At 42.4% G+C, this 22,034-nt stretch carries 16 protein-coding genes; 6 read left to right on the top strand and 10 right to left on the bottom strand.

All coding sequences use genetic code 11. From position 1 onward, the window contains the following. Nucleotides 1-7 precede the first annotated feature (7 nt). From FTU29_RS03530 to FTU29_RS03515, 4 genes are all read right to left on the bottom strand, one after another. The gene (locus tag FTU29_RS03530; protein WP_180027265.1) at nucleotides 8-937 is read right to left on the bottom strand and encodes an AEC family transporter; all 930 of its coding nucleotides are present in this window, start codon (nucleotides 935-937) and stop codon (nucleotides 8-10) included. Nucleotides 938-1,014: 77 nt separating this feature from the next. Beyond that, the gene (locus tag FTU29_RS03525) at nucleotides 1,015-2,130 is read right to left on the bottom strand and encodes an NADH:flavin oxidoreductase/NADH oxidase (RefSeq protein ID WP_180120464.1); all 1,116 of its coding nucleotides are present in this window, start codon (nucleotides 2,128-2,130) and stop codon (nucleotides 1,015-1,017) included. 12 nt (nucleotides 2,131-2,142) lie between these two features. Beyond that, the gene (locus FTU29_RS03520) at nucleotides 2,143-4,248 is read right to left on the bottom strand and encodes a TonB-dependent receptor (RefSeq protein WP_180120462.1); all 2,106 of its coding nucleotides are present in this window, start codon (nucleotides 4,246-4,248) and stop codon (nucleotides 2,143-2,145) included. Between the two features lie 18 nt (nucleotides 4,249-4,266). Further along, the gene (locus tag FTU29_RS03515; protein WP_180120460.1) at nucleotides 4,267-5,529 is read right to left on the bottom strand and encodes a carbohydrate porin; all 1,263 of its coding nucleotides are present in this window, start codon (nucleotides 5,527-5,529) and stop codon (nucleotides 4,267-4,269) included. Nucleotides 5,530-5,918: 389 nt separating this feature from the next. Here FTU29_RS03515 and mutM point away from each other — a divergent pair, with 389 nt between their 5' ends. The 3 genes from mutM (at nucleotide 5,919) to FTU29_RS03500 (ending at nucleotide 7,620) form a co-directional block, all read left to right on the top strand. Continuing rightward, nucleotides 5,919-6,773: a bifunctional DNA-formamidopyrimidine glycosylase/DNA-(apurinic or apyrimidinic site) lyase gene (gene mutM, locus FTU29_RS03510; protein ID WP_180078257.1), complete on the top strand. Its 855-nt coding sequence runs from the start codon at nucleotides 5,919-5,921 to the stop codon at nucleotides 6,771-6,773. Continuing rightward, on the top strand, nucleotides 6,770-7,048 hold the full coding sequence (locus tag FTU29_RS03505) for a peptidylprolyl isomerase (protein WP_180120458.1): 279 nt from the start codon (nucleotides 6,770-6,772) through the stop codon (nucleotides 7,046-7,048). The genes mutM and FTU29_RS03505 overlap by 4 nt, the downstream gene beginning before the upstream one ends. Before the next feature lie 197 nt (nucleotides 7,049-7,245). Further along, on the top strand, nucleotides 7,246-7,620 hold the full coding sequence (locus tag FTU29_RS03500; RefSeq protein ID WP_005007840.1) for a hypothetical protein: 375 nt from the start codon (nucleotides 7,246-7,248) through the stop codon (nucleotides 7,618-7,620). A gap of 38 nt (nucleotides 7,621-7,658) precedes the next feature. On the opposite strand, the gene mscL is transcribed toward FTU29_RS03500, so the two are convergent. Both mscL and typA read right to left on the bottom strand, forming a co-directional pair. Continuing rightward, complete coding sequence (gene mscL, locus FTU29_RS03495) at nucleotides 7,659-8,090, bottom strand: large conductance mechanosensitive channel protein MscL (protein ID WP_078192339.1); 432 nt, start codon at nucleotides 8,088-8,090, stop codon at nucleotides 7,659-7,661. Between the two features lie 291 nt (nucleotides 8,091-8,381). Beyond that, complete coding sequence (gene typA / locus FTU29_RS03490; protein ID WP_078192340.1) at nucleotides 8,382-10,217, bottom strand: translational GTPase TypA; 1,836 nt, start codon at nucleotides 10,215-10,217, stop codon at nucleotides 8,382-8,384. A gap of 173 nt (nucleotides 10,218-10,390) precedes the next feature. Here typA and FTU29_RS03485 point away from each other — a divergent pair, with 173 nt between their 5' ends. The 3 genes from FTU29_RS03485 (at nucleotide 10,391) to FTU29_RS03475 (ending at nucleotide 14,325) form a co-directional block, all read left to right on the top strand. Further along, nucleotides 10,391-11,761, top strand: a complete 1,371-nt coding sequence (locus FTU29_RS03485) for a uracil-xanthine permease family protein (RefSeq protein ID WP_078191151.1) — start codon at nucleotides 10,391-10,393, stop codon at nucleotides 11,759-11,761. Nucleotides 11,762-11,827: 66 nt separating this feature from the next. Beyond that, nucleotides 11,828-12,862 carry a methyltransferase gene (locus FTU29_RS03480; protein ID WP_180120456.1) on the top strand — a complete coding sequence of 345 codons (1,035 nt, stop codon included), beginning with the start codon at nucleotides 11,828-11,830 and terminating at the stop codon, nucleotides 12,860-12,862. Beyond that, on the top strand, nucleotides 12,862-14,325 hold the full coding sequence (locus FTU29_RS03475) for an amino acid permease (RefSeq protein WP_180021403.1): 1,464 nt from the start codon (nucleotides 12,862-12,864) through the stop codon (nucleotides 14,323-14,325). The genes FTU29_RS03480 and FTU29_RS03475 overlap by 1 nt, the downstream gene beginning before the upstream one ends. 240 nt (nucleotides 14,326-14,565) lie before the next feature. On the opposite strand, the gene ligA is transcribed toward FTU29_RS03475, so the two are convergent. The 4 genes from ligA to FTU29_RS03455 all read right to left on the bottom strand — a co-directional run bounded on the left by ligA (nucleotide 14,566) and on the right by FTU29_RS03455 (nucleotide 21,907). After that, complete coding sequence (gene ligA, locus FTU29_RS03470; RefSeq protein WP_180120454.1) at nucleotides 14,566-16,599, bottom strand: NAD-dependent DNA ligase LigA; 2,034 nt, start codon at nucleotides 16,597-16,599, stop codon at nucleotides 14,566-14,568. 98 nt (nucleotides 16,600-16,697) lie between these two features. Then, entirely contained in the window at nucleotides 16,698-17,750 is a 1,053-nt protein-coding gene (locus FTU29_RS03465) for a cell division protein ZipA C-terminal FtsZ-binding domain-containing protein (protein WP_180120452.1), read from the bottom strand. A gap of 1 nt (nucleotide 17,751) precedes the next feature. Then, nucleotides 17,752-21,201, bottom strand: a complete 3,450-nt coding sequence (smc, locus tag FTU29_RS03460; protein WP_180120450.1) for a chromosome segregation protein SMC — start codon at nucleotides 21,199-21,201, stop codon at nucleotides 17,752-17,754. A gap of 10 nt (nucleotides 21,202-21,211) precedes the next feature. After that, on the bottom strand, nucleotides 21,212-21,907 hold the full coding sequence (locus tag FTU29_RS03455) for a GntR family transcriptional regulator (RefSeq protein WP_180021411.1): 696 nt from the start codon (nucleotides 21,905-21,907) through the stop codon (nucleotides 21,212-21,214). Between the last annotated feature and the right edge of the window lie 127 nt (nucleotides 21,908-22,034).

The following is a 22,034-nucleotide window of genomic DNA, read 5'->3' as shown; positions in this document are numbered from 1 at the left end:
ATCAAAATCACGCCCACCACAGACTAATTAATACACCTGTTACGACAAAGCCCAAGATAGTACTCATCAACAAAGGCGTTAAGGTCTTTTCATTTAAGCCATAAACTTGTCCAAGCATGGCAAAAATCGTCGGCATCGGTAATGCGGCAATAATCGTCCCTGCATATAACATCTCTTGGCTGACATCGGTCAAATAGCGTAAGCCCAAATAAGTCAGTAAAGGCATCACCAAGTTGCTTGAAATCACCAAATAGAAGCTCTGAGCATTCACATACTTTAAGCTCATACCGACAATCCCTCCACCAATTGCAAACAGCGCCAGTGGTGAAGCCGTTTGACCTAACATCGCTAGTACATCATTGATTTGATGTGGCAAACGAATTTGGAAAATTGCAAACCCAATCCCTAGCATTACCCCTGCAAAGAGTGGATTTTTTAACAGGGTCATTAAGGTATTTTTGATGATGTCGCCAATATTGGCTTTTTGCTGTGAACTTCCTAATTGCGCAAGGACCAGCACCGTTGGAATCAGTAGCACACTTTCAATGATGACGATTAGTGAGGTATAGGTCATCGCATTTTGACCGACCAATAAGCTTAGGACAGCAGTGCCAATTAAGCCTGTATTTGACATGCCAGCACCTAGTGACAGTACCGCTGTTTGCGACATATTATTTTTAAAATGTGTCGACAATAGCCAATAGGCCATACCATACAATAAAAATGTGACTCCGGTATAAACAAAGAAATAGCCGGGATACCAAATTTGATGCAAATCTTTAGAAGCTAATGACTGAAAAAACAAAGCCGGCAGTGCAATCTTAATCACAAATGCACCAATGGTTCCGACCTGTTCTTTGCTCAATAAACTGCATTTTACAGATAGATATCCCAAGGCCAAAAGAAAAAAGATTGGACCAATCACCTCAAAGACCATACGAAATATCCTGTGTAATAGACTCTTCCATCCACACCCTCAACCTGAGAGTGTGGATCGGACCTCTATTTTGAAAATTAGAAAGCCGTAAATTGACTTCTTTGTGCATGCGGCTGACAGCGTAAGTACTGCGGAGAAATTTTTAAATTTTCACCGAGTTCAGCAGCAGCATGCCATGGCCAACGCGGGTCATATTGAATTGCACGAGCAAGACCAATCGCATCTGCCATACCATATTGCAAGATGCCTTCGGCTTGCATTGCTTCGGTAATTAAACCCACAGCAATTACGGGAACCTGAACGGCTTGCTTAATGGCTTCTGCAAAAGGCACTTGATAACTGGCTTGTAATTGAATTTTTTGTGCAACATCTAAGCCGCCACTAGAAACATGAATATAGGCTGTGCCTAGTTGTGCAAGCGCTTTTGACAAGCCAACAGCCGAGTCTAGATCCCAACTCGGTGCTTCAGCATATTCCATCCAGTCAGTTGCAGAAATACGTACCCCAATTGGATAATCTTCAGGAACGGCATTTTTCATGGCTTGGAACACTTCAAGCGTCAGCCGAATGCGATTTTCCAGACTGCCACCATATTCATCGCTACGCTGATTCGACAATGGTGACATAAATTGATGCAGCAAATAACCATGTGCGGCATGTAGCTCAATTAAGTCAAAGCCTGCATCTACCGCTCGTTTTGCTGAATCGGCAAAGTCTTGAATGATCTGCTGGATTTCTTCTCGGCTTAAAGCATGGGGTGCATGATCTGTGGCATTAAAGGGCAACTCACTTGCTGAAACAGTTTGCCATCCTTGAGGGTGATCTGGGGGTAATTGTCCACGTCCTGCCCAAGGTTTATCTGTCGATGCCTTACGACCCGCATGTGCCAGTTGGATAGCAAATGGCATAGGTGAAAGTGATTTCACCTTGGCCAATAGTGCCTTCATCTGTGCGCGTTGCATATCATTCCAAAGGCCGAGGTCTGCATAGCTAATGCGCCCCTCTGCCTGTACAGCCGTTGCTTCGACGATACAAAGTCCGGCACCTGACAAGGCATAATTCGCCCATTGTTGCTCATGCCAATAGCTTAACTCCCCTTGCTCATTGGCTGAATACTGACACATGGGTGCAATCACGATTCGATTACTCAGCCCCAATGTTCCAAACTGAATTGGTTGAAATAACAACGCCACATCACTCTCCTTTTAGAAGGCTTTGGTCACACTCAATCCTGCACTCCAATTCACCCCATCCGCGGGTTCAAAGAAGCGTCCGTTTCCATCATTGACGATCACTGAACCGACATAGTTCTCATCAAACAAATTATCTGCACGTACATAGGTTTTGACTTTCCAATCTGCTTGTTTCCACACATAACCTGCGTTGGCAGAAACCACGGTATAGCTCGACGCGGCATCACTGTTGGCATCATCGACATAGACTTTATCCATATAGCGAACATCTAGGCCGGCATTAAAGCCAATATCTGGCTGCCAATTCAGTGCGGCAAACGCTTGGTTTTTGGCGATACCCGGTATAAAGGTGCCTTTGACGACATCGCTGTCAGGAATTGCAGCATCAAAAGTGGCATCGATATAACTGTAGCTTGCTTGCGCACTTAAATCTCGCCATAGCTGTTTATTCCACGAAAGCTCAACACCTTCACGTAAGGTTTTATCGGCATTTTTATAGGTTGCACGACCATTGATACTTCCTGCAGAGACGATGTCATCTTGGGTTTTACTTTGGAATACTGCTGCAGTGAAATTCCCCCATGCATTTTGTGATTTAAGCCCAAGCTCGTAGTTATCGCTACTGGCTGGTTTTAAATCAAAATTCATGCCGTCATCTTTGGAATAGGCCATTTCTGTAAAGGTTGGTGTTTCAAAACCTTTGGCATAACTGGCATAGGCATTCAGTTGAGGCGCAATATTCCAGCTGACTGCTGCTGAAGGTAAAACTTTGTCATAGTCAGTTTTACCGCTGTCATCCTTATTTAAACCCACGACATATTTATCGTCAGATTCATAATGAACATTGCTATATCGTAGCCCTGTATCTAAAGTCCAATTGGGTAAAAAATTCCACGAAGCTTGTACATAGGGGTCTAAATTCCACAAGGTGTTATTTTCATTTCGACGAATATTGCCTTTCTTGCCAAAATTTCCATTGGCATCAAAATTTTCGTAGCCCTTACGGTCTTCATCCATATAATCAAAGGCAAGGCCTGCAGTAAAACGCGTATTCGGTAAGAGGTCTTTGCCTGTCCAGCGAATATCTGTTCCATAATAATCACGGCTAAAATCAATCACACCGCCTGCATGGCGCGCATTATTTTGTGGATTTTTGGGGATGGACTGATACTGCACCACATCACGTTGCCCCATATATACCATTGCATTAAGTTCATGCTGATCATTCAATGGTTTTTTCCACGTCAACCCAGTTTGAGTTTGGCTAATTTCCTTACGTACATCATAGGTATTATTGGCATCATTAACTTGTTTTGGATTTTGACGCAATTGCTCCCGATTCAGACCTTGTGGGTCATCGGCATTGATATCCACATGATTCACAATCCAATTGACCTTGGAACCATCATCCAAATCCCAACTCAGTTTTGCATTGCTAAGTACTTTATTTGCGGCACTATGATCACGGTAGCCATCGGTTTCAAAATAAGAAGAACTCACGACATAGCTAGGTTCATTGGCCTGTTCTGAGCCACCTTGCAGCACAATGTCAGCACGACTTTTATGATGACTGCCGCCTGAATAGCCGAGTTCGATAGAGTCTTTTCCTATACCTTGTTTGGTCGTTGTTAAAATCGCCCCACCCGAAGAGTTACCGTATAAAGAGGAAAATGGCCCGCCCAATACCTCGATATGATTTAAGCTACTCATATCGATATTTGATGTCTGTCCCTGACCATCCGGCATGGTCGCAGGGATTCCATCAACATATAAACGGATACCACGCACACCAAATGTTGAACGTGCGCCAAAGCCTCGCATAGACAGTTGCAAGTCTTGTGCATAGTTTTCACGGTTATTCAGTTGTAGTCCGGGCACACCTTTTAAGGTTTCAGACAGATTCACACCCGTATTGTTATTATTTTCAGCCTGCTGTACCCGGTATACCGATGCCGGTGTTTTTAACCATGTGGTATTGGTTCGTGGTGCTTCAATGGTAATCTCAGGAAGTAAAACAGGTTCCGTAGAACCTGTTTCTGCATACAACTGTTGGCTAATACATGCCGTTAGGCAAAGTAAATGTGTCTTAAATGATGTGACGTTAAATTTACTTTGCATAGAGCACCTATTTTGACATTAGAATATTACCTTAGAGCTTAAACCAATTAGGAAAGCATCATCAACCCGATTTGTTGAGCCTGGGTTAATCACATATTGTAAACTTGGACGAATCATCAACCATTTTGTCGGGTTATGGCTATAGTTCAACTCGACATTATATTCTGCACTTGCATCAAATTTCTCAGCAGAAAGTCGATCATTGACATGCACACGGTTCACGCCCAAGCCAACCATATCGTTAGGCAAACGATCGGCCAATCCAATGTATTTCAAACCCAACTGCTGTGAGTTATCAACTTTTGTGGTGACACGATCATGCCAAGTAAAATTGGCAAAGCTATGCAAGCCACGTTTGCCTTCACCTGTAGACGTTAACTGTTGCTCAATCGCAACCCAACCACCAAAGGTACGATCTTCTGCTTCACCCGAAATAATGTCTTTTTGATTTTTGACATTATCTGCGGTGTTGTACATCGCACCAAAGCGGTAGCTCCCCGGTAAGCCATTTACAAATGATTTTGGTGTCCAAACCAATTCTACTGGAATAGTTACGCCATCAGCATGATCTGTATCTAGACTCCAACCTTGACCTTCTGCTTTGGCATTACCATTGTCAGGGTTAAATTCATAAACACCGACTTGTGCCGCAAGTTCTGGCGTTGCTTGGTATTTCACACGTCCACCCCATTGTGAAACTGGAGTATTCATCCACATAGAACCTTGCCATTTACCCATTTGCGCTGCACAAAATGCGGTGCTGGCAAAGTCACATGCCATCACGTTAAAGTCCATACCTAGACCTAAACGACCTGCTTTTACACTAATGCCTTGTTCTTTGAAATTCTTTTCAATCGAAAGTTCGGTTAAGCGGCTGTCTTGGTTACCACGGCCAAAATTGGCTTGTGCATTTGCCAATTGAGGAACATCCCCTTGCAAATCACGAACTGAGGTACTTTGACCTTGACGAGCAGTCATTACAGCACGCACAGTCACGCCATCCCAACCTGCGAGTTTTTCCATATCAAGCTGTGTACCTAACCACAATTGGCTGGCTACCGTTGCTGAATGTCCCGGATTACGACCGCCATCGGCAAGATAGGCAGCATCAGCAGCAATATTGGCCTCAAACTTCACACCTTGTTGTGCAAGTTCGTTACGTTTACCATCCCAATCCCCGAGCATGTACTGACCTTTAGTGTCGAATGCTTCTGTGGCGTGAACATGTGTCATGGCTGCTGCAACAAATGCAGGTAGAAGAGCTAGACTGTATTTTTTCATGGTAAAACCTAAATCTGGAGAGAGTCTCTAGACAAGCCACATGGCTTGAAATCTAATGTCGCAAAAATTACATAATTTTTCACGTTCTATCTCAGCATTATTTTTATCATTCACCAAACTTTAATTTATCAATAAGTGACTTTAAATAAATCTATTGTTATGCAATATTTTTAGTGATTATTTTTCAATATCTTATATATCTATTAATTCAATTGTTTAACTTCTGATCGCTTATTCAAACTCATTATTGTGACTTGTTGGTTTATTATTCTCACAATTAATAATCAATAACCTATTCATACACTCCCTTAGGCCGCGATGAAACTTGCATTCTGTAGGGCTAGACCCAATAGTATGCATAACTTGAATGATCCATTGCTTCGACCTTTATGCCTGAATTACCAGAAGTAGAAACCACTAAAACCAGTTTATTGCCATTATTGAATGAAAAGGTTCTCAAAGTTGAGGTTTTTCAGTCGAGCCTGCGTTGGCCTATTCCTGACGACATTCAAAAACTCGTCGGTCAAAAGCTGCTTCAACTCAGCCGTCGATCAAAATATATTTTGGCTGAATTTGAACAGGACAGCATGTTGTGGCATTTGGGCATGTCTGGAAGTTTTCGGATTTGTGAAGGTGATGAAGCATTACGAAAGCATGATCATCTGGTGATTCATTTTGAAGATATGCAATTACGCTATCACGATCCACGACGTTTTGGCTGTATTTTATGGTTAGATGCATCGTCTCAAAGCAAACTGATTGACACGCTTGGCCCTGAACCGCTGAGTGATGACTTTAATGCTGAATACTTATTCCAAAAATTTAAAAATAAGCAGACCAGTATCAAAGTATCGATCATGGACAATCACATCGTAGTCGGTGTCGGCAATATTTATGCAACGGAAAGCCTGTTTAACCTCGGCATACACCCTGCGCAGCCAGCATCGAGTTTGAGTTTTGAACAAGTTGAAAAAATGGTCATCGAAATCAAACGTATTTTAAAACAGGCAATTGATTTAGGCGGTTCTACTCTACGTGATTACACCAATGCGATGGGCGAAAATGGTTATTTCCAACAAACTCTGCTCGCCTACGGACGTGCCGGTGAAATGTGCATCAACTGTGAAACCATCTTGCAAAATATCAAACTAGGGCAACGTGCATCGGTGTTTTGCCCAGAGTGTCAGCCTTTAAAAAAGGTTAAAATGCTGACTAAGAAAACCGTGAAAGGAAATAACGCATGAAGTCTGCGATTGTTCGCCACATATTAGTCAAAGATAAAGAACTATGTGAGCAACTGAAAAAGAAAATCAAAGGCGGTGCGGACTTTGCCAAAATTGCAAAGCAGCATTCGACATGCCCTTCGGGTAAAAAAGGCGGTGAGCTTGGCGACATTAAAAAAGGCCAACTGGTTGGTCCAATTGATAAGGCGATTTTTACTTTGCCCGAACGTGAACTACATGGCCCAATCAAAAGCCAGTTTGGCTGGCATTTGTTAGAAATTAAGTTTCGGATGTAACATAGCACCCACATTGAACATGCTATAACGAGTATATCGCGAATATGTGCTTTTCATCTTAAAGCACATAATCCCAGTATTTTTTTCAATCGTTCAGAACATTGGCTGGCGGTTTTCAATCATATAATATAAATCATAGCAACCAGATAACATTGCACTAAATCAATTCTACTTAATAATAAATAAAGGACATTCCATTGGGCTATTACAACTATTTTCGTCTTGGCACTGTCGATACAACAGATTTTACAATCATTCGAGGTGAACGAAAGCATGCACTTATCCAAGCATTATATGATGATCAAGATATGAACCCTCATGGTGAAGTCCAGTTGGCACTAGATTTAGATGGGAATCGTAACGATGAATCAAAATGGTATGATGCGATACAGCAAATTAGCAAATTATCCAAAAATCACCCTTTAGTCTTATTTATATTAGGTCAACAAGCCTGCGCACCCGAATCACCTGAAGAAGCAAATGAAGTATTTACAGGCATTCGAAATGGCATTGTTTTTTCGACATCAGAACCTAAGTTTATGAAAATGACGCCTCAACAAAATTCACAATAAAAAACGGCGCTTTAAGCGCCGTTTTCACTGCTAAAGGATTAACCTTTACGTTTTAATTCATCACGAATTTCACGAAGTAATTCGATATCTTCTGGAGTCGCCTCTGGAGCTGGCTCTTCAACTTTTTGACGGCGCAATTTGTTCATCAATTTCACTAACCAGAATACGACCCATGCCAAAAGCAAGAAGTTGATTAAGATGGTTAGGAAGTTACCGTAAGCCAAAACATTAAGGCCTGCATCCTGTGCTGCTTTTAGCGTGGTTAAATTGTTTGGGTTATCGCCCAATACTAAGAACCAATTTGAATAATCAACGTCACCACCAAGGATCCAAGAAATAAAAGGCATGATAATGTCTTTTACCATGGAATCGATGATTTTACCGAAAGCACCACCAATGATGACACCTACAGCCAAGTCCATCACGTTGCCTTTTACGGCAAATTCTCTAAATTCTTGAATAATACTCATGTGATCTCCAGAAATTTTTTTCAGCTTTAATTTTGTGACGAAGTATACATTATATCTATATAACTATTTCCACCTAATTTACTTGGTTTATATTAGATTCTAAATACCATGTATAAAAATTCACACAAAACATTTTTGATTTTGGTAATACATTCTATTAAAAAGGATTTATCAAAATTATGCATGTCGAATTAAATGAATAAAGTCATTCAATTTTTGCATTTTTATTCAAAACACCCATGCATAAAAAAACCGCTAACCTAAGTCAGCGGTTTTTTTGAAACTGTAAAATTAAACGTTACGGTTACGTTTACGTTCGTTTTCAGTCAACCAGCGTTTACGGATACGGATTGACTTAGGCGTTACTTCAACTAATTCGTCGTCTTCAATAAATTCAAGCGCTTGTTCAAGCGTAAATTCAATGTGCGGAACGAGAGTCAACGCATCATCAGTACCAGAAGCACGTACGTTAGTTAACTGTTTCGCTTTAGTTGGGTTAACAGTCATGTCGTCTGAACGTGAGTTAATACCAACGATCATACCTTCATAAACTTCTAACTGAGGTTTAGCAAATAGACGGCCACGGTCTTGTAAGCTGAACAATGCATAGCCCAAGCAAGTACCTTGAACCATAGAAATCAACACACCGTTTTGACGTTTCGCAACAGTACCTTGTTTCATTGGACCGTAGTGCGAGAAGCTTGAAGTCATGATACCTGTACCTGAAGTCATTGTTAAGAATTCAGAACGGAAACCAATCAAACCACGTGAAGGAACAGTTGCTTCAATACGGATACGACCTTTACCGTCAACTTCCATATTGGTCATTTCACCTTTACGGTGACCCATTTGTTCCATTACAGCGCCTTGGTGCTGCTCTTCAACGTCAAACGTTACGTTTTCGTATGGCTCTTGTTTTTCACCATCAATTTCTTTAATGATTACTTGTGGACGTGATACGCCCATTTCGAAGCCTTCACGACGCATGTTTTCAATAAGAACTGAAAGGTGAAGCTCACCACGACCAGATACTTTGAAACGGTCAGGACTGTCAGTATCTTCAACACGTAATGCTACGTTGTGAATCAATTCGCGATCTAGACGTTCACGGATATTACGTGAAGTTACGAATTTACCTTCTTTACCAGCAAACGGTGAGTTGTTTACTTGGAAAGTCATCGATACTGTAGGTTCGTCTACAGAAAGTGCAGGTAAAGCTTCAACTGCTTTTGGATCACAGATTGTGTCAGAGATATGAAGTTCATCAATACCCGTTACACAAACGATGTCACCAGCAGAAGCTGATTCAACATCGATACGCTCTAAACCATGGTAACCCATGATTTTTAAGATACGACCGTTACGTGTTTTACCGTCTTTGTCGATTACAGTTACAGGAGTGTTTAATTTCACTGAACCACGTTGAATACGACCAACACCGATAACACCTACGAAGCTGTTATAGTCAAGTGAAGACACTTGCATTTGGAATGGACCGTCAACGTCAACCGCTGGTGGTTCAACGATGTCTACAATTGTTTCGAACAATGGAGTCATGTCTTCAGCAAGTTCTTCTGGAGATGGACCAGCCACACCACGAAGGCCTGAAGCATATACAACTGGGAAGTCTAACTGTTCGTCAGAACCACCAAGGTTGTCGAACAAATCGAATACTTGGTCAATTACCCAGTCTGGACGAGCGTTTGGCTTGTCGACTTTGTTAATAATTACGATTGGTTTCAAACCACGTGCGAACGCTTTTTGCGTTACGAAACGAGTTTGTGGCATTGGGCCTTCTTGAGAGTCAACAAGAAGAAGTACGCAGTCAACCATTGACATTACACGTTCTACTTCACCACCGAAGTCGGCGTGTCCCGGGGTATCCACGATATTGATACGGTATTCAGTGTTAGTACGCTTGTCTAACCATTTGATTGCAGTGTTTTTTGCAAGAATGGTAATACCACGTTCACTTTCAATAGCGCCAGAATCCATTACACGTTCGATCTCGCCTGCGCGATCGCCAAGAGCACCTGATTGCTGTAAAAGTTTGTCTACAAGAGTAGTTTTACCATGGTCGACGTGCGCGATGATGGCAATGTTACGGAGAGTTTTAATATCTGACATGTGAATTCGATACGCCTAAAGTTTGAGGGCAAATTATACAGAAAAAATATAGATTTTAGTAGTGACAGTTTATTGACAATCGCATTTTTTTTGACGACTGGTACGCTTTTGGTTTTGTAAAGCTGTGTAAACAGATTAGAATAGCGCCACCTAGCCTTAATTTTCAGTGCCGCATGTCTGATTTAAACCAATCTCCCGAAGCAAAAGATCAACTCGATTTAGTCTATGGATTGAATGATCGACCAAAACCTTTTATTGCTTTTCTCGCTGCGTTCCAACATTTATTGGCCATTATTGTCCCAATTGTGACGCCGGGTCTGCTGATCTGTTTGGCACTTGGTGTGTCAAAAGAAGACACCAATATGATTCTGTCGATGTCATTGGTGATCTCTGGTATCGCAACCTTTTTACAATGTAAAAAAGTCGGTCCATTTGGTGCAGGTCTCCTGATTGTACAAGGAACCAGCTTTAACTTTATTGGTCCTATTATCGGTATTGGTTCTGCAATGGTTGCGGCAGGTACACCTGTAGAAGCAGTTATGGCATCTATCTTTGGTGTGGTGATCGCGGGTTCATTCATTGAAATGGGTGTGTCACGAATCTTACCTTGGGTGAAAAAACTGATTACCCCATTGGTAACAGGTATTGTGGTGCTATTGATTGGTCTGACTTTAATTAAAGAAGGCCTGATCAGCATGGGTGGTGGTTATCAAGCCATGGGCGATAAAACATTTGCCAATGCAGACAACCTCATCATGTCATGTACCGTTTTGGCACTGATCATTTTATTGAACCGTGTGCGTATTACATGGGTAAAAAGTTCTGCCATCCTAATTGCCTTAGTCGTGGGTTACATCCTTGCAGGCTTTATGGGTCATTTAAACTTTGATGGTTTAAAAGATGCGCCACTGGTTCAAATTCCAACACCGATGCACTTTGGCTTAAGCTTCTCTTGGAGCTTGTTTATTCCAATGGCATTTATCTACCTTGTGACATCTTTGGAAGCGATTGGCGATATTACCGCGACTTCTAAGCTTTCAAATCAAGCTGTAGATGGCCCTGAATGGATGAAGCGTATTAAAGGTGGTGTATTGGTGAATGGTGCAAACTCATTCCTTGCCGGTATCTTTAACACGTTCCCAAGTTCTGTATTTGCGCAAAACAACGGTGTTATTCAGTTAACAGGTGTTGCAAGCCGCTATGTAGGCATTTGGATTGCTGCCTTATTGGTTATTTTAGGCTTACTTCCTGCTGTTGCAGGTGTCATTCAGGCGGTTCCACAAGCCGTGCTTGGTGGTGCTGTGATGGTGATGTTCGGTGCTGTGGCTGCCTCGGGTATTAATATCTTGTCAGGCATTCATTTAGACCGCCGCGCACTATTAATTATTGCGATTTCATTGGCATTGGGTCTAGGTGTTGCACAAGTACCACAAATCCTTGAACATCTTCCTGAATTGTTCCGTAATATCTTCAGTTCAGGCGTTGCCACTGGTGGTATCGCTGCCCTTATTTTGAATATTGTTCTTCCTGAAGTGAAGAAGTAAGTTCATTTGTCAAAGAACACTGCCTAGGTTCCGCCCTAGGCAGTGTTTTTTATGATGGAGAAATCTATGGATCTCACAAGTGAAGTCGTTATACGACAGATCGATTTATTACAAGATCGCGTGCTTTTCGTAAATGCACCGACAGATGACTTACTCAGTCAATTGAATGACAATATTAAGCCATCAATTTGGTGCTGGAATTTTAATGATTTTCAGTACTTTCAAAATCAACAGTCAAACGTCCATTTTGGTGTCGATTTTCCTGAAGGTCAGTTTGATCAAGCAGTTATTTTTGTTCCAAAATCAAAAGAACTGCTAAATTATTTATTACACAATGTCGCAAGTCATCTTGCTCAAGGTGCTTCTATTTTCCTCGTGGGTGAGAAAAAAGGCGGTGTTGAACGCGCTGCAAAACAATTACAGCCCTTTGGTAAAACCCTAAAAATTGATAGTGCGCGTCACTGTCAAATGTGGCAAACCCTATTGGAAAAAACTGTCACACTGAAGACACTGCAAGATTGGGTGCAAAAATATCCAGTAGAGACCCCAAATGGTGAGCTTACGATTTGCGCACTGCCGGGTGTATTTAGCCAGAACCGTTTAGATGTGGGTACGGCTACCTTATTGCCTTATTTATCACAAGTCACTTCGGGCAAAATTGCAGATTTTGGCTGTGGTGCGGGTGTTATCAGTGCTTATTTAGCCAAACTGAATCCTAAAAATCGTATCTTTGCCATGGATGTAGATGCCTTTGCACTAGCGTCTACACAAATGACATTTGAACAAAATTTGCTTGAACCTGAACAACTTGAGATTAAAGCGGTCACAGGAATCGAGGATGCTCCCTTATTTTTACATGCCATAGTCAGCAATCCACCCTTCCATCAAGGGATTCAAACCGACTACAATGCCAGTGAAAATCTATGCAAAACTTCGCGCAGACATTTGAAGTCTGGGGGTGAGCTTTGGATTGTTGCCAACCGATTCCTCAATTATCCGACTTTAATTGAGCAACATTATGGTCAATGTACAATCAAAGCCGACCAACAAGGATTTAAAGTCTTGTTTGCGAGCACGCAAAAAAATCTTAAGGAACAATGATGAGCGAAACTCAAAAACCAGCTCAGCTTCAGCGTAAGTTGGGTGCTCGCCATCTCAACATGATTGCAATTGGTGGTTCAATTGGTACAGGTTTATTCCTTGCCTCAGGTGCAACCATTGCCAATGCAGGCCCGGGTGGCGCCCTGCTTGCATACTGCTTAATTGGTATCATGATTTACTTCTTGATGACCAGCTTAGGTGAGCTTGCAACACATAACCCAACTTCGGGTGCATTCTTTACCTACGGCACCAAATATGTCGAGGGTGGTTTCGGCTTCGCTTTGGGTTGGAACTATTGGTATAACTGGGCGATTACCGTGGCATTTGAATTGGTTGCAGTCCAATTCATTATGAAATTCTGGTTTCCAGATATTCCGGGCTTTTACTGGAGTGCGATTTTCCTCGCAATCGTCTTTGCCATTAATGCGCTGACCGTAAAAGGCTTCGGTGAATCCGAATTCTTCTTCTCGCTTGTTAAAGTGCTCGCAATTGTTGCCTTTATCATTATCGGCCTGTTTATGATTGGCAAAATCATGCTGACACCGGGCGTAGAAACATTTGCCAACTGGACCAAGGGTGAAGCCCCATTTGTTGGCGGTTTATCTGCCTTGATTGGTGTGGCCATGATTGCCGGTTTCTCTTTCCAAGGGACTGAAATGGTTGGTGTGGCTGCAGGTGAATCGAAAGATCCTGAAAAGACCATTCCTATTGCCATCAAGCAAATTTTCTGGCGTATCTTGTTGTTTTATATCGTGTGTATTTTCATTATCGGCACTCTCATTGCCTATGATGACCCACGTTTATTACAAGCAGCATCTACTGAAAATATTGCACTATCACCATTTACCTTACTGTATGAAAAAGCAGGTTTTGCCTTTGCTGCATCAGTAATGAATGCGGTGATCTTGACTGCGATTTTATCAGCGGGTAACTCTGGTATGTACTCCTCTACTCGTATGCTCTTTGATATGGCACGTAAAGGCAGTGCGCCGAAAGTCTTTGGTCGCTTAGATGCACGTGGTGTACCAATGAATGCACTTTATGCAACAACAGCGATTGCGGCACTGTGCTTCTTAACCACCTTTATCGGTGAACAAGCGGTCTTTAACTGGTTACTGAACATGTCAGGTATGTGTGGCTTTATTGTGTGGCTCGGTATTGCAGTTTCACATTATCGCTTCCGTAAAGGCTACTTGGCTCAAGGCAATAAATTAGAAGATCTTGCTTACCGTGCAAAATTCTTCCCATTTGCACCGTGGTTTGCCTTTATTTTGTGTGCCATCGTGGTCCTTGGTCAGAACTATCAAGCCGTTTTAGATGGTGAATGGTTGGCCGTTGTTTCTACCTATATTGGTATTTTCTTATTCCTTGCCATTTGGTTCGGTTATAAGTGGAAACACAAAACTAAGTTGGTTTCATATCAAGAAATGGATGTAAAACCAATGAAAGTTGATCAAGAATAATGTGATCACTGAATAAAAATAAGCAGCTTCAGGGCTGCTTTTTTATGGCTAAAATTGTATCTCAATACATTCACGCTTTAACAAAATGCTTAGTGTCTATTTAAAGTACGCTGTCTCACCTATAACCGCCAATTTATCTACTCATTCGATCATTTTTAAGCGCTCAAATAAAAACGCCCAATGCAATGCATCAGGCGTTTGTTCAAAAGTAACTACGTTTTCAGGTTTGATTTTCAATACTTAAGAAGCATTATGCTGTTGTACAAAGGCAATAAACTCGTCTTCGCTCATCACAGGTACACCCAGCTTTTCAGCCTTTTCTAATTTAGAACCTGCCTTTTCACCTGCAACTACACATTTGGTTTTACCCGAAACACTACCACTGACACGTGCGCCTAAGGCTTGAAGCATTTGCGTCGCTTCATCACGACCCATGGTACTCAATGTCCCAGTAATCACCCAACTCTCGCCATTCAGCGGCTGACGACTTGGTGCAACGGGTGCATCCCAATGAATCCCAGCTGCCAACAAACGATCAACCACTTCGAGGTTATGCGGCGCTTGGAAAAAATCGACAATCCATTCAGCGGTAATATCACCAACGTCTGGTGTTTTTTTCAAGGATTCGAGATCTGCATGACGAATCGCATCAAAGGTTTGGAAGGTATTGGCGAGCATGCGTGCCGTGGTTTCACCCACGCCTCGAATGCCGAGTGCATAAATAAATGCACCTAGTGTCGTTTTCTTACTGTTTTCAATAGAATCGATGAGGTTTTGAACCGACTTTTCACCCATTTTTTCAATGGTCAGTAATTTTTCACGATGCTCAGGCAAGCTATAAATATCAGCAACATCTTTGAGCAGATCCAGATGTAAAAGAGATTCCGCCCAACGGTCGCCTAAGCCCTCAATGTCCATAGCTTTACGCGATACAAAGTGACGAATCGCCTCAATACGCTGTGCAGCACAGTACAAACCACCTGAACAACGTGCCAAGGCTTCACCTTCGGGCATCACCACAGGTGAAGAACAGACAGGACAACATTCGGGCAATTGAACTTCAACTGTTTCTACAGGTCGAAATTCAGGCCAAACTTTTTCCACTTTGGGAATCACATCACCACTACGGTAAACACTCACGGTATCGCCTACACGGACATCTAAACGGTGAATTTCACCAATATTATGTAGAGTGACATTGGAAACCGTTACGCCACCGACTGCAACAGGATTTAAACGTGCGACTGGAGTTAAAGTCCCTGTACGCCCCACTTGCCAATCAATATTTTCAACCGTCGTGAGCGCTGCAACTGCAGGGAATTTATATGCCGTTGCCCAGCGCGGTTCACGACTTAAAAAGCCCAGTGTTTGCTGTTGCTTCAGGCTGTTTACCTTAATCACCATGCCATCAATTTCAACGCTCAGGCTTGGACGATCAATGATCATTTGCTCATATGCAGCTTGTACGTCCTGAATGCTGTCACATATAAAGTGACGTTCACCGACAGCAAAACCAAACTGTGTCAGCCACTCAAGACTTGCAGACATGGTGGTTTGCCCATGATGTGGTTCACACTGTGCAATGCCATAGGCATAAAAAGCCAAAGGACGCGAAGCCGCAATTGCAGGATCGAGTTGACGTAAGCTTCCTGCTGCTGCATTTCGTGGATTGGCAAAGGTTTTTTCACCTTTGGCTTCATTTTCAGCATTAAGCTTTTCAAAGCCTGACTTTGGCATCAGGACTTCACCACGGACTTCAAGCAGACTTGGAATTTCAGTCTGTGTAGAAGTCAGTACTTTAGGTAAATTACGAATGGTTTTTACATTTTGGGTAATGTCTTCCCCAGTTTCACCATCACCCCGTGTCACACCACGGACTAAAATGCCATTTTCATACCAGAGAGAAATGGCCAGTCCATCAAATTTTAATTCGACATCATATTCAATTTTTTGATTCGGTAAGCGCTCTTCCGCACGACGTGCAAAGGCAAATAAATCTTCTGCATTAAACACATTACCTAATGACAACATGGGTACTGCATGGGTTACAGATTCAAACTTAGACAAGGCCTTTCCACCCACTTTTGTAGTTGGTGTATCAGGTTGTACTAAATCAGGGTATTGCTCTTCTAAAGCTTTTAATTGGTGAAAAAGTTGATCATATTCACTGTCCTCAATTTCTGGCGTATCCATGACATAGTAGGCATGGTTATGCTTCGCCAAGAGTTGAATCAGTTGTCGCATCTGTGCAACGACAGTGGATTGTTGTGTCATACATTCACCATAAAAAAGGGCGGTTCATGCTCCGCCCTCAAATTTCATTATCTGTTGCTATTATAGAAACCCACTCGGTGAGTTTCAATCAAAGACGCTTAGACTTCGATAGCTTGACCTTGACGATAATCAATCGCTTGATGACGCCAATGTTCACGCATCTGTGGTGTAAATTCTTGGTTATTTTGATCATACACAGTACCGTCAATTTCACGGGCAATTAGACGTGAAATGCTATCCATGGTATCAAAGGCATTTTGTACATCGCTGTGTGGCAGCGCCAAGAAGAAAGCTAAACCTTTTACTTCTTCAGTCGATAAAGTTTCAAGATCAAAACCTTGCGCAGCGCCATCATTATTCATTTGCAATACAGAGAATAATAACTTTGTCCCTTCTTCATCATAGCGATGGAAACAGGCCATTTCGCCAAAACGCAGGCCGTATTTGAGTAACACTTTTAATGCTTTTTCACCCGACAAGGCACGGCTATCCGGGAACACATTTAAGGCGATATAAGTTTCCGCAGTCGCTAAAGCACTTTCTTCATCAACAATTTTTTGTTCATGTAAATGAGCATCCAAAATACTGCTTTCTTCATCAAAATCGCTGATTTCAGCTTTTTCAATTGCGCTATTTACACTAAACTCTGGCGCTTTTTCCGCAGGAACAGCGTCAGCCTGAACGTGTGTCGCAGCAGTCGCTGCGTCATTGGCATCGGCGGCTACAGATGCAACAGTTGTAGATTCAGTTGCTTCTGTAAACAATGTACTGTCTTCTGTTGCAGTTTGAACGTTTTCAACTGAAACAGGATCCGTCGTTGTCGTCTCAGTCTTTGCCGTAGCCTCAACGCTCTGCTCTGCTTGTTCCGTTGCCGTTGCTTCTGGCGTTACATTTGCTTGAACAGCTTCAGTCGTTTCAACCGCTGTGACTTTTTCCTCAGCCAAAGTCGGCTCTACACGTTGCGTGGTTTCAGGTGTATTTAACTGATTGCGTACATGGCGCGGAATAACAGGTTGCTGACTATCAGGATCAATATGTAATTCGGTGTCAAGTGATGGCGCTGCATCTGCAGGTTTACGAAACATCATTCGAATGCCCACAACCATGATAATTACAGCGATTACAATCCCAGCTATAGTGGTGATTTCCATGTTATGCCTCCGCAGCTAAACCGTATTCTTTGGCTTGCTCTATATTCACAGTCACTAATTTTGAAGTTCCTGGTTCTGGCATGGTCACACCAAGTAAGTCAGTTGCCATTGTCATAGCCAGTTTATTGTGTGTAATGTAGATAAATTGCACTTGTTCTGAAAGCTCTTTTACAAGATTACAAAATCTTCCTACATTTGCATCGTCTAAAGGTGCATCGACTTCGTCTAAAACGCAAAATGGTGCAGGATTTAGGCGGAAAATCGCAAAAACCAAAGCCAATGCGGTCAGTGCCTTTTCACCACCTGACAATAATGCCAAAGAGCTATTTCGTTTACCCGGTGGTCGTGCCATCAGTTTTACACCCGATTGCCAACCATCTTCAAGACTTAAACTTGCTTCACCACCATTAAATACTTTCGGAAATAACGCTTGAAGTTCTGTATTAACCTTATCAAAAGTGGTCATAAACAGCTTTCGCGTTTCCTGATCAATGCTTTTCATCGCAGCTTGCAGTTGTTCAACGGTCTTTTGCAAGTCATCAATTTGGTGGCTTAAATCATCAAAGCGTTTAGAAACTTCAGTATATTCTTCTGCCGCAGCCAAGTTGACTGCACCCAATTTATCAAACTGCTGCTGTGCTTTTTCTAGTTTTTGCTGATGGGATACCACATCAATGCTTAAACCTGTCAGCATTTCGCTGTTCATTTCTTTCAGCTGTTCAGAATAATGCTGTAAATCAGACTGCGCGGATTGCCAAGCCAGACGCTTTTCTTCCAATTGCGTACGCAATTTTTCATCTTGCTGTTGATGTGAATGGCGTTGTTCCGTCAATGTCTGTTGTTTGCTCTGTACGTTATTCAGTTCAAGCTGCCAGTCATTCCAGGTTTTTTGTAAACGTTCAGTGACTTGAGCCTGCTCTGAATACTGTGACTCAAGCGCAGGCAATTCTAACTGTACCGGATCGACAAATTTCTTTGCCTGCTCCATCTGTCCAATAATTTGCTGAGTTTGCGCTTTCAAAAAGACCGTGTCTTTTTCTAATAATTCAATCTGTTGTTTTGTCTGTACAGACTGACGACGCACAATTTCCAATTCTTGCTGACTGTGTAATGCCACTTGCTGAGCACTTTCCAGTGCTAGACTCAATTCTTCAACTTGGAATTGCAAGGTTTTATAATTGGGCAAAGCTTGCTCAAGCTTCATCGTCAGCGCATGCAAATCAATTTCCAAATCGTCTTTTTGCATGGCATCTTCTTCAAGCTGTGCTTCAAGTTGCTGTAATTGATCTTCTAACTGCTGCTTTTGTAATGCAAAAGCCTGATTGGAACTTTGTACCTTCGCAATGGCAACATCAGCATTTTGAATGTCTTTTTGCCAATTTTTTAATTGGCTATGTTGCTGTTGCAGATTTTGCTGTAAAGCTTGTACGGCATTTTGCAACTCAGGCAATTGGCCTTCTAGTTGCGTTAGCTTTGGCTGCTGCTCTGCAAGTAATTCAGTCAATTCATCTAAGCGAATACGGTGGCTCAATGCACCTTGCCCTGCTTGGCTGTCCTCATCATAATCTAGACCAATCACCCAATCTGCACCGACATGATAACCATCGAGCGTGAGTATTGACTGACCTGCGGCCAGTTTAGCCTGATGGCTCAATGCCACTGTCAATGTTTCGGCAATTGCGACTTGCTGCCAGATTGAAAGCTGTGGTGCTTCAATCCACGTCGCCAAAGCATCTAATCCAACGATTTGTGCTGCGGTGTGGTGACTGCCTTTGACCTGACGTGCAACACTGTCTTGAAAATTATCACTGTGTCCCAAGACTTGGGCACTCAGCCATTTAGACAAAAATTTCTCGACCAGTTGTGCATGCTGTTTACCTTGTGTGCTCAACTGCAACTGCTGCATTAAATGTTGACGCTGGCTTTGCTGCTTTGGACTAGCTTTAATCATTAATTGATTTAGGTTTTTCTGCTCTGACGACAGCACCTGTATTTCTGACTTTAGCTGCAGCACCATATTTTTATGCTGTGCCTGCTGTTCTTGTGCAGCTGCAAGCAGTGTTTGCGTTTCGGCAATCAGCAGCTCTTGTTGCACAATTTGCTGTTCGAGCTGTTGCTTATCTTGCTGATACTGCTCCAACTCATCTTGCTGCGCCTGATGCTGAATTTGACCTCTTTGCTGTTGTAGGGTCTCGCGCTGTTGCTCAATTCGACCAATATTTTTGGTCAATTGTTCACTCTGCGCCAACATCTGTAGCTTTTGCTGTTGCTGCTTTTCGACTTGCCCACGGCATTGTTCAAATTGTTGAACCGCTTGTTGATGCTGAGCTTTCAAATCGGCCAATTGTTGAGTCTGATCTTGACTACTGCTTTCTTGGCGCTGTAATTGCTCAACAAATCCATCTTGCTGTTCTTGCAGCGTTTCCAGTTGTAACTCCAATAACTGTAAACGTTCTTTGGTTTGAGCTTTTTGCTTTTCAAGCTCCACCAAACTTGCCGAATTTTGTGCAAATAAACCCTGCTTTTGCTCCAGCGTCATTTTCAACTCAGACAGTTTCTTTTCCGCCTGTTGCCATTCACTTTGTAAAGGAGTGGACTGTTGAATAAGCCGTTGAAATAAAGCACTGGTGGAAGATAAGTCATGTTCTAAGGTGTTCAGCTCAGAACGCACCAGTTTGAAGGTTTCCCCGAGCTCATTCATCTGAAGCGTGTATTCTTGCTGTAAACGCGTGCTTTGTTCACATTGGAAAGACAGCACTTCGATCTTAATAGTACGAATTTGGGTTTCTAATTCTTTATATTGCACCGCCGTTTCAGACTGACGCTTTAAGGTTTTCAACTGAGACTTCAGTTCTGATGCAATGTCTTCGAGACGTTCTAAATTTTGAGTGGTGTGTTCTAGATGCTGTAAAGTTTCACGACGACGAGCTTGATAGCGAGAAACCCCAGCTGCTTCTTCAATATACACACGCATTTCTTCAGGTTTGGCATCGACCAAACGGTTGATCATGCCCTGTTCAATAATCGCATACGAACGTGGACCTAAACCGGTACCTAAGAAAATATCGGTAATATCACGACGGCGGCATTTGGTGCCGTTGAGGAAATATTCGGATTTACCATCACGATTGACCTGACGACGAACTGCTAGTTCAGTATAGGCATTATAAGCGCCACCTAGCTTGCCATAGGTATTATCAAAACGCAGTTCAACACTCGCCATCCCGACTGGTTTACGCTTTGCCGTTCCGGTAAAAATAACATCTTGCATGGTGCCACCACGCAATTGACGGGCACTGGACTCCCCCATAACCCAACGAATGGCATCAATCACATTGGATTTACCACAGCCGTTCGGTCCAACAACCGCACTACGGTTGCCTTCAAATTTTAGAGTTGTGCTATCGGCAAAAGATTTGAAGCCGGAAAGTTTTAAACTGCTTAAACGCATAATGTCCTGATCAGCGGCGTGAACGTCTCGCCCACGCTAATTCGATTTGTTTCATCCGTGTTAGTGATTCCAACACAAGGTTGCGTAAGTGTCGACAAAAATCTTCCATAAATAAAGTGGCTTGATGTGATTTTCTGATTAAAACTGCATCAGTCACTAATTTAAACAAATCAAAAGATTCTTGTATTTCACGTCGTGAAATATTCAGTGTCAGGAAATAACTACGTCTGAGTGATGGCAACAATTCTTGGTAATATCGCATCAGGTAAGTATTTCCCACCATTTCATGCTGACGAGCCATGCCCTGAAAAATCAGATCATAAAACTTTTCGGTATTGCCTTGGCGAGTTTCCACGTCTAATTGTTCAAGTAATAACTGAATACGCTCAGCTTCATGGCTGCGCCACGTTTCCGCCATACGATGCACAATTTGACCCAACAATAATGCTGCAATATCAAATAATGAGCGCACTTGTAAAGCCGACATTTCAGAGACTAAGGCGCCACGTCGCGGGTAGATTTCAATGAGCTGGGTCCGTTCTAAAATCAATAAAGCTTCACGAACAGAGCCACGGCTCACATCCAATTCGGCCGCAATTCTAAGTTCCTGAATACGCTCGCCTTCGACCAACTCACCGCGAATGATTTGTTCACCGATGTGTTTGGCAATTTGTTCTGACAAACTGTCCGCTTCTTGTTGTTGCATACTGTTCCTATCTTTTTTTTATAAGATGCAATGTTCAGATTTACACTCAATCTATTTGCATTAGAAACGATAAGCAACCTAATTGAACATGACATTGTCTGACAATCTTGTGTCAACAAAGCCAATT

The sequence above is a fragment of the Acinetobacter sp. YH12086 genome, from assembly GCF_013419345.1.
Taxonomy (GTDB): domain Bacteria; phylum Pseudomonadota; class Gammaproteobacteria; order Pseudomonadales; family Moraxellaceae; genus Acinetobacter; species Acinetobacter amyesii.
This window is presented reverse-complemented; position numbering and strand designations above follow the sequence as displayed.

Coding starts and splice junctions, on each gene's coding strand:
- FTU29_RS03530 (WP_180027265.1), bottom strand. CDS start 937: ATGGTCTTTGAGGTGATTGGTCCAATCTTTTTTCTTTTGGCCTTGGGA.
- FTU29_RS03520 (WP_180120462.1), bottom strand. CDS start 4,248: ATGCAAAGTAAATTTAACGTCACATCATTTAAGACACATTTACTTTGC.
- FTU29_RS03515 (WP_180120460.1), bottom strand. CDS start 5,529: ATGAAAAAATACAGTCTAGCTCTTCTACCTGCATTTGTTGCAGCAGCC.
- mutM (WP_180078257.1), top strand. CDS start 5,919: ATGCCTGAATTACCAGAAGTAGAAACCACTAAAACCAGTTTATTGCCA.
- FTU29_RS03505 (WP_180120458.1), top strand. CDS start 6,770: ATGAAGTCTGCGATTGTTCGCCACATATTAGTCAAAGATAAAGAACTA.
- mscL (WP_078192339.1), bottom strand. CDS start 8,090: ATGAGTATTATTCAAGAATTTAGAGAATTTGCCGTAAAAGGCAACGTG.
- typA (WP_078192340.1), bottom strand. CDS start 10,217: ATGTCAGATATTAAAACTCTCCGTAACATTGCCATCATCGCGCACGTC.
- FTU29_RS03485 (WP_078191151.1), top strand. CDS start 10,391: ATGTCTGATTTAAACCAATCTCCCGAAGCAAAAGATCAACTCGATTTA.
- FTU29_RS03480 (WP_180120456.1), top strand. CDS start 11,828: ATGGATCTCACAAGTGAAGTCGTTATACGACAGATCGATTTATTACAA.
- FTU29_RS03475 (WP_180021403.1), top strand. CDS start 12,862: ATGAGCGAAACTCAAAAACCAGCTCAGCTTCAGCGTAAGTTGGGTGCT.
- ligA (WP_180120454.1), bottom strand. CDS start 16,599: ATGACACAACAATCCACTGTCGTTGCACAGATGCGACAACTGATTCAA.
- FTU29_RS03465 (WP_180120452.1), bottom strand. CDS start 17,750: ATGGAAATCACCACTATAGCTGGGATTGTAATCGCTGTAATTATCATG.
- smc (WP_180120450.1), bottom strand. CDS start 21,201: ATGCGTTTAAGCAGTTTAAAACTTTCCGGCTTCAAATCTTTTGCCGAT.
- FTU29_RS03455 (WP_180021411.1), bottom strand. CDS start 21,907: ATGCAACAACAAGAAGCGGACAGTTTGTCAGAACAAATTGCCAAACAC.